Here is a 16,358-nt window from a genome sequence, read left to right as displayed (position 1 = left end):
GCCCGCTCCCTTGATCAGCTTGGGTGTAACCGGCCGGATCTTTCCTGGCATTACAAGTTTTTACAACTGACACACTATCCAGATTTTTTTCGGCGCCATACCTCGCCATAATCACCACACATCAACACAATAAATGGAGAGGCCATCATGGACACTACCGTAGCCAAGCAATCGTCTTCGAAGCGTCTGCACCCGCTGGTCGCCGGTGCGGCCGTTGCCGTCATCCTGGCCAGCCTGGTCGGCGTCGCCGCCATCACCGGCTTGCTGCCGAGCTCGAACAGCGCCAACTCGCCGCAGCAAGCGGCGGCCATGGAACAGCAGGCCAACCAGCCGCAGTCCAATGTCCAACAACCCTTGCCGGCGCAACGGGCGCCGGCACGGCAAACCGCGATGAGCGGCGCGCCCGGCCAGGCCGCCCCGGCTCCGGCCATCTGCAATAGCTGCGGTGAAGTGGTCGCCGTGCGCGCGATACAGCACACCCCCAGCACCAGCGGCGTAGGCATTGCCGGCGGCGCCATCGTCGGCGGCCTGCTGGGCAACCAGATCGGCGGCGGCACCGGCCGTACCCTGGCCACGGTGGCCGGCGCGGTCGGCGGCGGCTACGCCGGCAACGAAGTGGAAAAACATGCCCGCACCACCACCAGCTATGTGGTCGACGTACGGATGGAAAATGGCAAGACCCGCAGCTTCCCGCAAACTGCCGACAACTGGCGCGCCGGCGATCAGGTCCGCGTCGTCAACGGCCACCTGGAAGGCCGCGGCTAACCGGCCAGGAAAAAACAACAGGCAACAACAAGCAACAACAGACCGCTGCCCGGCCCTTCGATGCGAATCGAAGGGCTTTTTTCATTGGGCCGGACTTTCCATGTCCAGCTGTCAACTTCGTGACAATAGTAGCGTTCCCTTGTAAACCGGGAATGGCCCTGTTGCGTTACAAGCAGATGGCATCGTCCGATTCCCGCCCATTGAAATTCCCCCGGCTCAGGAATACCCCCAATAGACGCATCGGAACGATTAACGCTGGCAACATCGGGCCCGGACGGTTAGACTTTTGCAAAAAAGCGCGCCCGCGCCACGGGCGGCCATGAGAATGCATTCGGGAAACACAGAGCGCACGCCAGGCAGCGGCGCCATCCTGCATGCTCGGGGGCGAGTGGTTCGCCAGAAAGATTGCCTGCTTGAATGCGGGCGAATAATGATTTATGGACTTACCGTCATCCACTGACATCACGACAGCCCTCACCGGCTCGTCGCCGGCTGAAGAGCGCCACGGCGGCCCGCACAAGGAGCATGCCGTCATCCTGCTGCACGGCCTGTGCGGCTCCCAGCTCGAACTCGGCTCGATTCCCAAGCAATTGAAGAAAGTCGGTTGCGCCGTCATTCCGATGACCATCGACAACTATTCCGCCTCGCTCACCGATCCGCGCGTCTCGCCCAATTGGGAAGACTGGTGCGCCGCCGTCGAAAGCAAGGTGGCGCGCCTGCGGGAAGAGTTCAAGACGGTGTCCATCTGCGGCCTCAGCATGGGCGCGACGCTGGCGCTGGCGGTCGCTTCCCGCAGCAATGAACTGCTGGGCGTGGTGCTCCTGTCGCCGGTCCTGCAATACGACGGCTGGTCGGTGCCGTGGTACCAGAAGCTGCTGAAAGTGGTCTACGACGCCGGCATCCGCAACTGGTCGTACAAGGAAAGCGAACCCTACGGCATCAAGAATTTCGACATGCGCCGGCGCGTGGCCAACGCCCTCGAAAAGGATGGCGTGGCGGCAGTCGGCGCGGCGTCGATACCGGCGCGCCACCTGCGCGCGGCGCAGCGGATGATGGCGTATGTGCGCGAATCGCTGCCGCTGGTGCGCGCCAACACGCTCATCATCCACTCCATCGACGACGAAACCGCCTCCCCGAAAAACGCCGAAATCATCCTGCAAGCCATTTCCTCGGAAGTACGCAAGGTGATCTGGCTGGGGGACTGCTACCACATCATCACCGTCGACAACGAACGCGAGATCGTCACCAACGAAACGGTGATGTTCATCAAGCGCGGCATCGACCTGCACGGCAACGAACTGTCGCGCAAATACCTGGCGCATTCCTCGCCGCTGAAGGACCGTCGCCAGTAAAGTTGCCCACTGAATACAACATCGGCAACCCAAAAAGAGCCTACCGTAAGTTCTTTGACAGATAAGTTCCTTAACATGAGGTCATTGCGCTGCGGCGCAATGCAAGAGAAGATGGATCCGACCCGCACCCACTCCAGAGCCATGATGAGCCTGATCAAACTCAAGAATGCAAAAAGCTGGCGCCCACAGGGCTTGCAGCCGCTCTACATCAGCGTGGTCGGGTTCATCGTGGCCTTCGGCCTGCGTTATGCACTGGCCCCGTTCGTCGACGAAGCGCTGTCGATGCTGTTTTTCGCCGTCAATTGCATCGTCGTCAGCTACCTGGCCGGTTACCTCTATGCATTGGGGCTGCTGGTGGTCAGCATCCCCACCGCGATGTTCTTCTTCCGCAAGCCGTTCTACATGATCGACGGCATCAACGACAAGGACATCTTCATGATCATCGTCTACACCGTGATCGTGATGACCGCCTCCATCATCATCGAATGGCTGCAGCGCGAACGCTATGCCGCCGTGCTGCAGCAGCGCGTCTCCGAAACCCGCTACCAGTTGCTGATCGAATCGGACCAGGCGCGCCGCGCCGAATATGGAAAACAGTTCGAGAGCGGCGTCGGCGCCGAAAGCTGAGAAAACGCTTCCCCCTTCCGCGCCAGTCCGCCCGCCCTTCGCCGCCCTACTTCTCCCTTAGTTCAAGCCTGCCTGAGCGCCCATAAGGCATCCAGCATGTACTGCGTGGCCGGTTCCGGTTGGCCGGCCCGGTGCGCAATCCCCAGCGGCCGCCACAGTTTCGGCTTGAGCGGCCGCATGGCAATGCGCGGGTCAGCCGGCGGCACGCCCGTTTCCTGCTGGCCCGGCTGCCCTACTTCATGCGGCAGCAAGGTCGCCCCATAACCTGCCGCCACCAGGCTTTTCACCGCATCGTTGAAATTGAGCTGGATGCGCGCCGCCGGATGTTCACCTGCGGCCGCGAACCACTCCGCCGTCAGCCGCGACAGCCGCGTATTGGGCGCATTGAGGATCAGCGGCTGCGCCGCCAGCCATTGCGGCGTGACCGTGCGCGGCGCGTCCCAGCCGGCCGGCACAAACGCCATCACCGGATCGCGCCGCCACGGCTTGACCGACAAGCCGTCCACCGCCGCCTGCGGCAGCGCCACCAGGCCGATATCGAGGGTGCCGCCGGACAAGCGCGCCAGAGTCTCTTCCGACGTCAGCACCATGACCTGCACATCGATGCCGGGATGGCTTTGCCCCACCATTTCCAGCGCCTGCGGCAACAGGTAGGCAATGGCGCCGGTCGACGCCCCCAGCCGCACCCGCCCCTCCAGCCCCTGCACCTGGCGCTTGACCTCCTCCAGCGCCTGCTCGGCATCGGCCAGCAATTGGCGCGCCCGGGCGACCAGCGTCTCGCCCACGCCCGAGGGCCGGACCCGGCCGCGCTGGCGCAGCAGCAAGATCGCGCCGATGCGGCTTTCCAGCTCGCTGATATGCAGGCTCACCGTGGGCGGCGCCAGATGCAAGGCCCGGGCGGCGGCGGCAAAAGAGCCCAGGTCGACGATGGCGACCAGGGTACGCAGGCGGTCGAGATTGAGTTCGCGCATGGTGGCTGGTGGAAACAGGTTGGATTGGATTGGCTCGGATTCCGGCGCTCATTCAGAAAACCTGAATCATCCCTTTTAAATATTCAACTTTTCCAATTATAGGGTTTATCGCAAGATAGCTGCCTGACCCATCTCAACGCGCCATACCGGCGCACCGACAGGAGAACCACCGTGAGCAAGCTTCCGCTGATTTTCATCGACGGCGACCAGGGCACCACCGGCCTGCAAATCAATGAACGCCTGCGCGGTCGCACCGACCTGCGCCTGCTGAGCTTGCCGTCGGCCGAGCGCAAGGATCCGCAGCGCCGCGCCGACGCCATCAACTCGGCCGACATCGCCCTGCTGTGCCTGCCGGACGCCGCCGCCCGCGAAGCCGTGTCGCTGGTCGAGAACCCCAAGGTACGCGTCATCGACGCCAGCTCGGCGCACCGCACCGATCCCCAATGGACCTATGGGTTTCCGGAAATGGCATCCGGCCAGTCCGAACGCATCGCCGTCGCGCCGCGCGTGACCAACCCCGGCTGCTACCCGACCGGCGCCATTGCCCTGCTGCGCCCGCTGGTGCAGGCGGGATTGGTGCCGGCCGACTATCCGCTGGCGATCCACGCGGTATCGGGCTATTCCGGCGGCGGCCGGGCCCAGGTCGAACAATACGAAGGCGCGGACGCCGCCAACGCGGCGCCCTTTGTCACGTACGGCCTGGCCTTGCAGCACAAGCACCCGCCGGAAATGCAGTTGCACGCGGGCCTGTCGCAACGCCCGATCTTCGTGCCGTCCTACGGCGCTTTCCGCCAGGGCATCGTACTGAGCATCGCCCTGCATGCGCGCCTGCTGCCCGCGCATGCCGACCAGGAACAACTGCGTGCGGCGCTGCAGCGCCACTATGCAGGCGCACGCCACATCAAGGTGCTGGCGGCCGGGCAAGGCGCCGCCGCCGAACGCCTCGACCCCACCATGCACAACAACAGCAACGACATGACGCTGGGCGTATTCGGCAACGATGGCGAAGGCCACATCCTGCTGTGCGCGGTGTTCGACAACCTGGGCAAGGGCGCCTCGGGCGCGGCGGTGCAGAACCTGGATCTGATGCTGCGCGGCATGTGAGCCGGTACAGGCGGAAAAACCAGAACTCCCTGGAGAGTCTGCAAAAAAATCGGCCCGCATCGCTGCGGGCCGCGGCTTGCAACAAGGCAGCCGGCATCAGTTCAGTCAGTTCATCTTCACGCCAGCCGCTTCGCTTTCCTTGTAGATGGCGTCGATCAGGTCCTTGCCGACGCGCGGCGCCATGCTCTTGTGCACGGTCATCAATGCCTTGCGCCATTCTGCCTTTTCTTCATCGCTCAGGTAATAGACCTTGGTCTTGCCGGAGGCCTTGATGGCGGCCAGCGCATCGTCGTTTTCCTTCTGCGCGATGGTGTTGGCATAGGCAGTGGCTTCCTTCATCGCCCCTTCCAGCTCGGTGCGGACATCGGCCGGCAGCGAATCCCAGAACTTCTTGTTCACGATCACGGCATAGCCGATGTAACCGTGGTCCGACACCGTCAGGTTGGACTGCACCTCATGCATCTTTTGCGTGAAGACGTTGGAAGGCGTGTTCTCGCTGCCATCCACCACGCCGGTCTGCATCGCCTGGTACACCTCGGAGAACGCCAGCACCTGCGGATTGGCCTTCAGGGCGCGGAATTGTTCGTCCAGCACCTTGGAGGACTGGATGCGCATCTTCAAGCCACGGAAGTCCGTGACCTTGTGCAAGGGCTTGTTGGCCGTCATCACCTTCATGCCGTTGTCCCAGTAAGCCAGGCCCTTGATGCCCTTGCCTTCCAGCTTCTGGAACAGCCCCTGGCCGACCGGCCCTTCGGTCACGCGATGCAACACCGTGCGGTTGGGGAAGATGTAAGGCAGGTCGAACACCTCGAACTCCCTCACGCCCAGCGGGCCGAACTTGGCCAGCGACGGCGCCAGCATCTGCACCGCACCCAGTTGCAGCGCTTCCAGCTCTTCCTTGTCCTTGTACAGCGTGCTGTTCGGATAGACCTCGACCTTCACGCGCCCCTTGGTGGCCTTCTCGGCCAGTTCCTTGAAACGCTCGGCGCCCTTGCCCTTGGGCGTGTCGTTGGCCACCACGTGGCTGAACTTGATGACGATGGGCTGCTGGGCCAGCGCCAGCGGCGAATGCAGGGCCAGCGCGGCCAGGCCTGAAATGGCGATGGCCGCCTGGATGGCTCTTCTTGTACTGCTGAATCTCGTACTGCTCAATCTTGTTTTATCCATGGTATGTGTCTCCTCCTGGTGAAACGTTAAAAGACAATCAGGTCCCGCAATCCCTCTCCTGAATGTAGCCGGTCGAAACCGTGGTTGATGTCCGCCAGCGCCAGGCGCTGGCCCATCAGTTTGTCGATCGGCAAGCGGCCGGCCTGATACAGCCCGATATAACGCGGGATGTCGCGCAGCGGCACGCAAGAACCGATATAACTGCCCTTGACCGTGCGTTCCTCGGCCACCAGGCTGACCTGCTGCAGCGCCCATTTCTGGTCGGGTGCCGGCAAGCCGGCGGTCACCGTCATGCCGCCGCGGCGCGTCATGCGATAGGCCATTTCCATGGCCTGTACCGAACCGGCCATCTCAAAGGCGTAGTCGACGCCGCCGCGGGTCAGCGCCTTGACCTTCTCGACCGCATCCGGATCGCGCGCGTTCACGGTCGCGCTGGCGCCCAGCGATCGGGCCACTTCCAGCTTGCTGTCGTGCAAATCGACCGCGATGACTTCACGCGCGCCGGAAGCCAGCGCCCCCAGCATCGCGCACAGGCCGACGCCGCCCAGGCCCAGCACCACCGCCGTGGTGCCGGCCTTGACCTCGGCCGTATTGACCGCGGCGCCGACACCGGTCAGCACGGCGCAACCGAACAAGGCCGCCTCCACCGGGTCGATATCCGCCTCGATCTTGACGCAGGAGCGGCGCGACACCACCGCATGGTCGGCAAACGCCGACACCCCCATGTGGTGGTTCACCGCCTGCGCCTTGCTGTGCAGGCGGCGCTGCCCGGACAGCAACTGGCCCACGGTATTGCTCTGCGCACCTGGCTCGCACAGCGCCGGACGGCCTTCCATGCAAGGCAGGCAATGGCCGCAGCTGGGCACGAACACCTGCACCACCAGGTCGCCGGCGCGCAGGTCGGTCACGCCGCTGCCCACCTGCACCACCTCGGCCGACGCCTCATGCCCCAGCGCCATCGGCACCGGGCGTGGACGCACGCCGGTAATCACCGACAAATCCGAATGGCACAGGCCGGCGGCCTTCATCTTCACCAGCACCTCGCCCGGACCGGGCGCATCCAGTTCCAGCTCTTCTATCTTCAGCGGCTGGCTCTGCGCAAATGGGTGGACGTCGCTCATTTCACGCAATACGGCGGCCTGGATTTTCATGATGTCTCGCTCCTCAGCTGTTGGAAAGAAACATGCAGGTTACACGACCCCGCCGCGCTGCAAGAAACGCTGCGCCTGCAGGATCACCGGCTTGTCGATCATCTTGCCGTCCAGCGAAATGGCGCCGCCGTCGCTCTTGTCCACGGCCGCCATCACCGCCTTCGCCCAGGCCAGCTCCCCTGCCGTCGGGCGAAAACCTGCGTTGACCGCCGCCACTTGCCTGGGATGGATGCACAGCTTGGCGCCGAAGCCCAGGCGCAACGATCGCTGCACGGCGGCCGCCAGGAACGGCATGTCGTCGAACGTGGTGGTCACGCCGTCGATCGGCGGCGCGATCCCGGCCAGGCGCGAGGCCAGCACCATCTCCACCCGCAAGTGCGCCAGCTCGCTCTCGATGGCATCGCATTGCATGCCCAGGTCCACCTGCAAGTCGATGGAGCCGAAGGCCAGTCGCGCCACACCGGCCGTACGCGCGATGTCGCGCATGGCGGCGATGCCGGCCGCAGTCTCGATCAGGGCGATCACGCCCTGCCTGTGCCCCTTCAAGCGTCTGGCGATGGCGGCAACGGCCGCCGGATTCTCCGCCTTGGGCAGCACGATGCCGGCGATGTCCATGCCGGCGAAAGCGGCCACATCGGCTTCGTGCCAGGCGGTGTCCGCGGCATTGACGCGCACCCACAGCCTGGGTTGCGCGCCGTTGTGCCGCAGCCACCCGGCCAGCGCGGCGCGCGCCTCATCCTTCAATTGCGGGCCGACGGCATCCTCCAGGTCGACGATCACCGCATCGGCGCCGCTGTCGAGCGCCTTGGCATAACGATCGGTACGGTTGGCCGGCACGAACAGGTAGCTGGCGGCGGACATCGCCTGCGGCGCTGCCATCACACCGCTCCCCGTTCGCGCATCGCCGCGATCTGCTCTGCGCCGTAACCCAGCGCCCCCAGGATGCCCTCGGTATGCTGGCCCAGGCCCGGCACCGCATCCATGCGGTAGTCGTAGCTGTCGTTGGCGCCCGGCGGCAGCAGCGCGGGCAGCATGCCGGCCGGCGAGCCGACCTCGGTCCAGCGCTGGCGCGCCGCCAGTTGCGGGTGCTGCCACAGGTCTTGCATGCTGCTCACCCCGGCGTTGGCGATCTGGGCCTCATCCAGGCGCGCCACGACTTGCTCTGCAGTCATATCGGCGAACATCTTGAGGATCAACGCGCGCAATGCGTCGCGATGTTCATGGCGGCGCGAGTTGTTGGAAAAACGCTCGTCGGACGCCAGCGCCGGATCCCGCAACACCACTTCGCAAAACACCTTCCACTCGCGCTCGTTCTGCAGGCCCAGCATCACCGTCTTGCCGTCGCCGGCGGCAAAGGGGCCGTAAGGGTAGATGGTCGCGTGCTCGGCGCCCGAGCGCACCGGCGCCGACGCGCCCTGGTAGGCGTAGTACATGGGAAAGCTCATCCATTCGGTCAACGCCTCCAGCATGGAGAGGTCGATGTGGCTGCCTTTGCCGTCGCGTCCGCGCTTGATCAGCGCGGCCAGGATATTGGAGTAGGCATACATGCCGGCGGCGATGTCGGCGATCGAGCAGCCGGCCTTGGCCATGTCGTCGCGCGTGCCGGTCACGGACAGGAAACCGGCCTCGCTCTGGATCAGCAGGTCATAGGCTTTCTTGTCGCAGTAAGGGCCGTCCTCGCCATAGCCGGAGATGTCGCACACGATCAGGCGCGGATGCTTCCGGTGCAGCGCCTCGGCCGACAGGCCCAGGCCGGCGGCCGCGCCCGGCGCCAGGTTTTGCACCAGCACGTCGGCTTGCTCCAGCAGCTTGCCGATGATCTTCTTGCCCTCTTCATCCTTCAGGTTCAGCGTCAGGCTTTCCTTGGAACGGTTGGTCCAGACGAAGTGCGACGACAGGCCATTGACGCGGGTATCGTAGCCGCGCGCGAAATCGCCCACGCCGGGGCGTTCGATCTTGATCACGCGGGCGCCGAGATCGGCCAGCTGGCGCGTGCAGAACGGTGCCGCAATCGCGTGTTCCAGGCTGATGACGGTGATGCCCTCGAGGGGCCGGTTGGAGTGCAGCATGATGTTTCCTTTTTTCCTCATCCAAGGAGGCCGGGCCGGCCCCGCTCAGAACAGTTCTGAGAGTTGTTTTTCCTCGTGCAGGCGCCAGGCGCGCGCGATGATGTTGCCGATCTCGGCGTCGCTGGCAGCCCCGGAGAAAGCGATCAGCTTGGCCGCCTTGCGCTCCAGCTCGGGGCGCGACAGCGTATTGTCCGGATCGCCCTTGGGCACATCGACCGCCGCCGACAATCTGCGGCCATCGGTGGTTTCCACCTCCACCCGGCCCAGCCAGCGCGCGGGATAGGCGCTGTCGACCTCCTTGTCCAGCGTCATCTTCACCTTCTCGCGGAACTGCGCCACGCGCGGGTCCTGCAATGCCTGCTGTTCGAACTCGGTCAAGCCGGCCTGCTGGTGCACGGCGATCAACCCCAGCACGGTGCCCATCGAGAACTTGGCCTGGTGCACCGTCTGCGGATTGCGCACCGGCCCCAGCACATCGATGGCGCCCTGGTGCACGCGCGTGTTGACGGCGGCGATCTGGTCGTGGCGCAAGCCTTCGCGCTGCATCAGCACTTGCAAGGCATCGGCCGCCGGATGGGTATGGCGGCAGGAGGCATGGAACTTGAACGACGTCTCGGCCGTGGCCCAGCGCGTGCCCAGGCCGTCGGTCAGCCTGGCCGGATCGGCATCCGACGACATGCCGGCGGCCATGCCCTGCGCGCCTTCCAGGATGCGCTGCGCGCCGGTGAAACCGTCACGCGTCAGGTAAGCGGCCAGCAGGCCATCGGCGGCGGCCTTGCCGGTATGCAGTTGCTTGGAGTCGGCGGCGTCGCGCAGGAATTCCCACAGGCCGGCGGCCTGGGTGCCGGCCGAGCCGAGCGCATGCAGGAACTGATTGGTGTCGAAGTCCATCAGCTTGCCCACCGCGACCGCGGCGGCCAGCGTGCCGACGGTGCCGGTGGTATGGAACACGCGGTAGTGCGAACGGCCCATGAATTCGCCGATGCGGATGCCCGCCTCGTAACCCGCCACCGCCGCCGCCAGCAAGTCGGCGCCCGACTTGCCGAGATCCTGCGCCGCCGCCAGCGCGGCCGGAAACACCACCGCCGCCGGGTGGAATACCGAACCGTTATGCACGTCGTCCTGCTCGACCAGGTGCGAAGAGGCGCCGTTGACCAGCGCCGCGAAGTAAGGCGAGCTGGACTTGCGGCTGGTGAGGATGGTGCTCGGCCCATCCTTCGGCCCCATCGCGGCGGCATAGCGCTCGATGATCTCGATCTGGCGCGCGCCCTTGCCGGCCAGCGCCGAGGCGAACCAGTCGAGGAACAGGTCTTCGGCGCGGGCGATCACCGCCGGCGGGATGTCCTGGTAGCGCAGGCCGGCCAGGAAGGCGGCCAGGGTGCGGGATGGGCTGTCGCTGGTCTGGCTCATGGGCGTCTCCTTGTTGTTATACAAGCTCCGAACTACAAGCATCAGAACGAGCGCGGCAGGCCGAGGATGTGCTCGGCCACGTAGGAATAGATCAGGTTGGTCGAGATCGGCGCCACCTGGTACAGGCGGGTCTCGCGAAACTTGCGCTCGACGTCGTATTCGCAGGCGAAGCCGAAGCCGCCGTGCGTCTGCAGGCAGACGTTGGCCGCTTCCCACGAGGCCTTGGCCGCCAGGAACTTGGCCATGTTGGCCTGGGCGCCGCAAGGCTGGTGCGCGTCGAACAGTTCGCAGGCCTTGTAGCGCATCAGGTTGGCCGCTTCCAGTTCGATGAAGCTGTCGGCGATGGGGAACTGCACGCCCTGGTTCATGCCGATCGGGCGGTCGAACACCACGCGCTCCTTGGCGTACTGCGCCGCCTTGTCGATGAACCAGTAGCCGTCGCCGATGCACTCGGCGGCGATCAGCGTGCGTTCGGCGTTGAGCCCGTCGAGGATGTATTTGAACCCCTTGCCCTCTTCGCCGATCAGGTTCTCGGCGGGGATTTCAAGGTTGTCGAAGAACAGCTCATTGGTCTCATGGTTGACCATGTTGAGGATGGGGCGCACTTCCATGCCATGGCCGATGGCCTGCTTCAGGTCGACCAGGAAGATCGACATGCCTTCCGACTTCTTCTTCACCTGGTCCAGCGGCGTGGTGCGCGCCAGCAGGATCATCAGGTCGGAGTGCTGGATGCGCGAGATCCACACCTTCTGGCCGTTGACCACGTAGCGGTCGCCCTTCCTGACGGCCACGGTCTTGATCTTGGTGGTATCGGTACCGGTGGTGGGTTCGGTCACGCCCATCGACTGCAGGCGCAGCTCGCCGCTGGCGATCTTGGGCAGGTACAACTGCTTCTGCTGCTCCGAACCGTGGCGCAGCAGCGTGCCCATGTTGTACATCTGGCCGTGGCAGGCGCCGGAGTTGCCGCCGGTGCGGTTGATCTCTTCCATGATCACCGAGGCCTCGGTCAGGCCCAGCCCGGAGCCGCCGTAGTCTTGCGGAATCAATGCAGCCAGCCAGCCGGCCTTGGTCAGCGCGTCGACGAATGCCTCGGGATAGCCGCGCGCTTCGTCCACCTTGCGCCAGTATTCGGGGGGAAAGGTATTGCACAGATCGCGCACTGCATCGCGCAAATCGCCATAAGCGTCATTGGGCGCCTGATACGACATGGTAAGTCTCCGGAACGTTATTGGTGATTGATGAATGAGGGGAATCGGCTCAGCCGAGGATGGCCTCGGCCTGCATCGCCAGCTCGCCGCGCAGGTTCTGCGCCCACAGCTCGGCCGACTTGCCGTCGGCGGCCAGCTTGCCGCACAGCTCGAAGCCCTCGATGTCGAACAGGCTGCCCACCGCGCGGAAATTGAATTCGCGCAGCACCGCCTGCGGCATCTCGCGCGCCAGCAGGTCGGCCAGCAAGGTGGCGATCAGCGGGCCGTGCACGATCAGGCCGGGATAGCCTTCCACGCCGGTGACGTAACTGCGGTCGTAGTGGATGCGGTGGCCATTGAAGGTCAGCGCCGAATAGCGGAACAGCAGCACCGGATCGGGATCGACGCGGCGCTTCCACTGCGCGCCCGTCGGCGCCGCCTTGGGCGCTACCGGCGCGGCGCCGGGCTGCGGCATGTCGCGGTAGACGATGTCGTGCTCTTCATGGATGCAGACCTGGCCGCCGTGGCCGATCTCATGCTTGACGGTGACGAAGGCCAGCGCACCGCTGCGGCCCTGCTTGACGTCGACGCTGGCGATGCGCGAGGTCTTGTGCGCGGCCGCGCCGATGGGCAGCGGCGCCGTGAAGCGCAGGCGGCCGCCGGCCCACATGCGGCGCGGCAAGGGAATCGGCGGCAGGAAACCGCCGCGCCGGGGATGGCCGTCGGCGCCGACTTCGGATTGCTGGCACACCGTCCAGAAATAGATCCAGTGCCATAGCGGCGGCAAGGCCTCGCCCGTCTGCGGCTGGCGCGGGCCATCGATGGTGGCTGCCAGCGCCGCGGCGAAGGCCGGGTTGATGTGGTCTTCGCGGCCTTCGGTCTTGTCCACCCATTGCCGCAACATCGTCAGATCGAGATCCGAATTCGACATGTGCTCCTCATTCGTTCTTATAGGTTTGAATGCGGGCAAGTCTGTTCTCGCGTTGCGATGAAGACAATCTGTATTTTTGGAAGGGGGGCTTTGGCAAGGATGAAGCCAGGCCCCATTCGTTCCGCGCCTCGGAACAAGGCGCGCATGCGGCGACGCAGCAAGAAGAGCCGGCATGGGCATCGGAAAATCGGCGTAACATGGCAAACCATCAAGGCGACGCACAAGCGCAAGACTTCTGTGCAGTGCGAATGTGCCCTCTGCATCCTTAGTCACCATCAGCCGGATAACACCATGCTCTTCGACCTGACCGACCTGCGCCTTTTCATCCTGATCGCCGAGCTCAACAGCTTAACGCGCAGCGCCGAGCGCATGAACCTTTCGCTGGCGGCCACCAGCAACCGCATCAAGGAACTGGAGACGCGCTTCGGCACCCGCCTGCTCTACCGCGAAAGCAAGGGCGTGCAACTGACCCCGGCCGGGCAGACGCTGCTGCACCATGCGCAACTGTTCATGCAGCAAGTCGAGCACCTCAAGAGCGACATGCAGCAGTACAACAACGGCATCAAGGGATATATCCGGATCTTCGCCAACACCACGGCAGTGACCGAATTCATGCCGGAGATCCTGGGCAAGTTCCTGGCGCTGTATCCGCAAGTCAACGTGGCGCTGGAAGAGCGGCTCAACCACGACATCATGCGCGGCATCCAGGAAGGCACCGCCGACATCGGCATCGTGGCCGGCCCGGTACAGGGCGACGGGCTGGAAATCCTGAATTTCTCCACCGACCGCCTGGTGCTGGCCACCGCGCTGGAACATCCGCTGGCCGGCGCCGGCGCCATCCCGTTCGTGGAAACGCTTGAGTACGAACACGTCGGCCTGCATGAAGGCAGCACGCTGCACCACTTCCTCAACAAGATCGTCTCGGAAAACGGCCAGCGGCTCAAGCTGCGCATCCAGGTGCGCAGCTTCGAAGCCATGTGCCGCATGATCGAGACCAACGTCGGCATCGGCATCGTGCCGCTGTCGGCCGCCCAGCGCCACCAGCAGACCATGCAACTGGCCATCGTCGAACTGTCCGACCCGTGGAGCGTGCGCGAGCGCAGCATGGTGTTCCAGGACATCGACACGCTGTCGCCGCATGCGCGCAACCTGGTCGACTTCATCGGCGAGCAGATGGCGCAACCCGTCGATGCCGTCGATACCGCCGCCGAGGGCAATGTCAGCGCCATCACCAAGGCGGCGAGGAAAAAACGCCGCAACGACATCAAATTCGGCTAAGGCAATCCGGCCTCCCCGGCGCCGAGCGCAGCGCCGGTCGCCGACCTTATTCGTTTTTCCAGCCCGGCGCAGCGCAAGCCCCCGGCACTCATCCGGCCCGGCCCCGCCATCCAAGACTACGCAGCAACACTCCCGTCTTTTTACGACGGAACAAGGCCTGCCGTCTTGCAAACATAAATTTACAAAAGATAACAATTATCATTTAGAATCCCGCTTCCTCGAATATTTACGGATTCTTATGATTGTCCGCATGGCCAACTCGGCCTCTGCTCGCGTTCTTGCCGCGAGCTTGCTCTCCGCTTCTCCTTTCGCCTGGGCGCAGAGCGCCGGCAGCGAGGCCGCCGAAGGCGCCCTGCCCGAAATCCAGGTACTCAGCGACAAGGCCGCCACCCGTTCCTACCGCCAGTCCAGCAGCAGCGGCGCCACCCGCACCGACACCCCGTTGCGCGAAGTGCCGCAGTCGGTGCGCGTCATGGGCGCCCAGCAAATCGAAGACCTTGGCGCATTGCGCCTGGCCGACACGGTGGACTTCGTCAGCGGCATCGCCCGCTTGAACGATTTCGGCGGCACCTGGGACAACTTCGGCATCCGCGGCTTCAGCAGCACCGACATGGGATTCCTGGTCAACGGCTTTCCCGGCTCGCGCGGCTACAATCCCCCGCGCGATACCGCCACCGTGGAACGCTTTGAGTTCCTGAAGGGGCCGGCCTCGGCCATCTACGGCAGCAGCGAGCCCGGCGGCACCATCAATATCGTCACCAAAAAGCCGGAGTTCACCTCACGCAATGTGGCCGACCTGTCCATCGGCAGTCGCGGCCTGCGCCGCACCACCTTTGACAGCACCGGCCCGCTCACGCAGAACCTGGCCTATCGCCTCAACCTGATGGCCGAGGAAGGCGACAGCCGCTCCAACCTGCTGCACAACAAACGCTCGCTGATCGCACCGGCCTTTGCCTGGGTCATCGACAGCAGCACCATCCTCAACTACGAGGGAGAATTCCTGCGCGCCAATACGCCGCTGGACCGCGGCGTGATCAACGTGCGCGGCGCACTGGGCGCCCTGCCCCGCGACCGCGTGCTCAACGAACCGGCCGACGGCAACATGACGCTGACCAGCAATACCCACCAGCTGACGCTGGATCGCACGCTGTCGGACACCTGGCGCGCGCGCTTTGGCGCCAGCTACAAGGAAAGCACCTTCAGCGGCAACTACACCGAAGCCACCTCGCTGGCGGCCGATAACCGCACCCTCAACCGCCAGGCTACCTGGCGCCAGTTGCCCTCGCGCGATGCCTCGTTCCAGGCCGAACTGGAAGGCAAGCTCAAGACCGGCGGCATCGAACATACGCTGCTGTTCGGCGCCGAAGCCTCCAGCCTGTGGATGAACACCGAGATCCTGCGTTCGGCCAACTACCCGATCGATATCTACGACCCCATCTACGGCAAGCCGGCGCCGGCGCTGACCAGCCGCACCTCCAGCTCGGACGAGCAACAGCGCGTCAAGGCCCTGTTCGTGCAGGACCAGCTCAGCCTGTCGCCGCAATGGAAGCTGCTGACCGGCCTGCGCTGGGACCAGTACGACCAGAATCTGCAAAACCGCGTAGCCAACACCGACATCTCGCAGCGCCAAAGCGCGCTATCGCCGCGCGCCGGCGTGACGTATCTGCCCAATGCGTGGAGTTCGCTGTACCTGTCGGCCGGCAAGTCCTTCCGCGCCAACAACGGCACTGACATCAATGGGCGCGCGTTCGATCCGCAGCATTCCACCGCCTATGAAGCCGGCTGGAAAATACAGACCGACGACGACCGCCTGGGCGCCAACTTCGCCGTATTCGACATCACCAAGACCAATGTGCTGACCGCCAGCGACGTGCCCGGCTACTCGGTAGCGGCCGGCGAGGTCAAGAGCAGCGGCTTCGAAGCCGATGTCTACGGCCAGATCGACACCCATTGGCGCGTCTCCGGCAATTTCGCCTGGACCGATGCCCGCGTGACCAAGGACAAGACGCTGGCCGCCGGCACGCGCCTGAGCAACATCCCGCAGTTCAGCGCCGGCCTGCTGGCGATCCGCGAGGATGCCCTGGCCAACGGCAGCCGCTATGGCGTGGGCGGCGGCGTAAACTACGTGGGCAACCGTTCGGGTAACGCCAGCGATACCTACTCGCTGCCGGCCTACACCATTGTCAAGCTGCTCAGCTACTGGCAGGTGAGCAAGAGCGTGCGGCTCTCGCTGGATGTGCACAACCTGTTCAACCGCAACTACTACACCTCGTCGTGGAATGCGCTGTACGTCACGCCCGGCGCCGAGCGCAGCGTCGTGGCCCGGATCAGGGTCGATCTCTGAAC

Annotated in this window: 14 protein-coding genes; 6 read left to right on the top strand and 8 right to left on the bottom strand. The window is 64.5% G+C overall.

Annotated elements, in window-relative coordinates:
• The first annotated feature begins 147 nt into the window (after nt 1-147).
• From AC07N6_RS05610 to AC07N6_RS05600, 3 genes are all read left to right on the top strand, one after another.
• The gene (locus AC07N6_RS05610; protein WP_494779335.1) at nt 148-765 is read left to right on the top strand and encodes a glycine zipper 2TM domain-containing protein; all 618 of its coding nucleotides are present in this window, start codon (nt 148-150) and stop codon (nt 763-765) included.
• A 437-nt stretch (nt 766-1,202) separates the two neighbouring features.
• On the top strand, nt 1,203-2,117 hold the full coding sequence (locus AC07N6_RS05605) for an alpha/beta hydrolase (protein WP_494779334.1): 915 nt from the start codon (nt 1,203-1,205) through the stop codon (nt 2,115-2,117).
• Nucleotides 2,118-2,228: 111 nt separating this feature from the next.
• Complete coding sequence (locus AC07N6_RS05600; protein ID WP_494786247.1) at nt 2,229-2,744, top strand: DUF4118 domain-containing protein; 516 nt, start codon at nt 2,229-2,231, stop codon at nt 2,742-2,744.
• Nucleotides 2,745-2,806: 62 nt separating this feature from the next.
• On the opposite strand, the gene AC07N6_RS05595 is transcribed toward AC07N6_RS05600, so the two are convergent.
• A complete protein-coding gene (locus AC07N6_RS05595; protein WP_494779332.1) occupies nt 2,807-3,715 on the bottom strand; it encodes a LysR family transcriptional regulator in 909 nt (302 codons plus the stop codon).
• A gap of 171 nt (nt 3,716-3,886) precedes the next feature.
• Between AC07N6_RS05595 and argC the strand changes: the two genes are divergently transcribed.
• A complete protein-coding gene (gene argC, locus AC07N6_RS05590) occupies nt 3,887-4,819 on the top strand; it encodes an N-acetyl-gamma-glutamyl-phosphate reductase (RefSeq protein WP_494779331.1) in 933 nt (310 codons plus the stop codon).
• A gap of 105 nt (nt 4,820-4,924) precedes the next feature.
• Here the strand turns inward: argC and AC07N6_RS05585 are convergent, their stop codons facing one another.
• The 7 genes from AC07N6_RS05585 to AC07N6_RS05555 are packed head-to-tail and all read right to left on the bottom strand — an operon-like array spanning nt 4,925 to nt 12,734.
• Nucleotides 4,925-5,986 (bottom strand): TRAP transporter substrate-binding protein, encoded by a 1,062-nt coding sequence (locus AC07N6_RS05585; RefSeq protein WP_494779330.1) that lies wholly within the window; start codon nt 5,984-5,986, stop codon nt 4,925-4,927.
• Nucleotides 5,987-6,012: 26 nt separating this feature from the next.
• Entirely contained in the window at nt 6,013-7,137 is a 1,125-nt protein-coding gene (locus AC07N6_RS05580) for a zinc-dependent alcohol dehydrogenase family protein (protein WP_494779329.1), read from the bottom strand.
• 39 nt (nt 7,138-7,176) lie between these two features.
• A complete protein-coding gene (locus AC07N6_RS05575) occupies nt 7,177-8,016 on the bottom strand; it encodes an HpcH/HpaI aldolase/citrate lyase family protein (protein ID WP_494779328.1) in 840 nt (279 codons plus the stop codon).
• Entirely contained in the window at nt 8,016-9,206 is a 1,191-nt protein-coding gene (locus AC07N6_RS05570; protein WP_494779327.1) for a CaiB/BaiF CoA transferase family protein, read from the bottom strand. Before AC07N6_RS05570 ends, AC07N6_RS05575 begins: the two co-directional genes overlap by 1 nt.
• A gap of 45 nt (nt 9,207-9,251) precedes the next feature.
• Nucleotides 9,252-10,616, bottom strand: coding sequence for an MmgE/PrpD family protein (locus AC07N6_RS05565; protein ID WP_494779326.1), 1,365 nt, complete (start codon nt 10,614-10,616; stop codon nt 9,252-9,254).
• A 41-nt stretch (nt 10,617-10,657) separates the two neighbouring features.
• The gene (locus AC07N6_RS05560; RefSeq protein ID WP_494779325.1) at nt 10,658-11,824 is read right to left on the bottom strand and encodes an acyl-CoA dehydrogenase family protein; all 1,167 of its coding nucleotides are present in this window, start codon (nt 11,822-11,824) and stop codon (nt 10,658-10,660) included.
• Between the two features lie 49 nt (nt 11,825-11,873).
• The gene (locus tag AC07N6_RS05555) at nt 11,874-12,734 is read right to left on the bottom strand and encodes an HTD2 family dehydratase (protein WP_494779324.1); all 861 of its coding nucleotides are present in this window, start codon (nt 12,732-12,734) and stop codon (nt 11,874-11,876) included.
• Nucleotides 12,735-13,025: 291 nt separating this feature from the next.
• Between AC07N6_RS05555 and AC07N6_RS05550 the strand changes: the two genes are divergently transcribed.
• The gene (locus AC07N6_RS05550; protein ID WP_494779323.1) at nt 13,026-14,012 is read left to right on the top strand and encodes a LysR family transcriptional regulator; all 987 of its coding nucleotides are present in this window, start codon (nt 13,026-13,028) and stop codon (nt 14,010-14,012) included.
• A 250-nt stretch (nt 14,013-14,262) separates the two neighbouring features.
• Nucleotides 14,263-16,356 (top strand): TonB-dependent siderophore receptor, encoded by a 2,094-nt coding sequence (locus tag AC07N6_RS05545; RefSeq protein ID WP_494779322.1) that lies wholly within the window; start codon nt 14,263-14,265, stop codon nt 16,354-16,356.
• Nucleotides 16,357-16,358: the final 2 nt, after the last annotated feature.

Source organism: Herbaspirillum sp. GW821-FHT09A12 (assembly GCF_059418325.1).
This window is presented reverse-complemented; position numbering and strand designations above follow the sequence as displayed.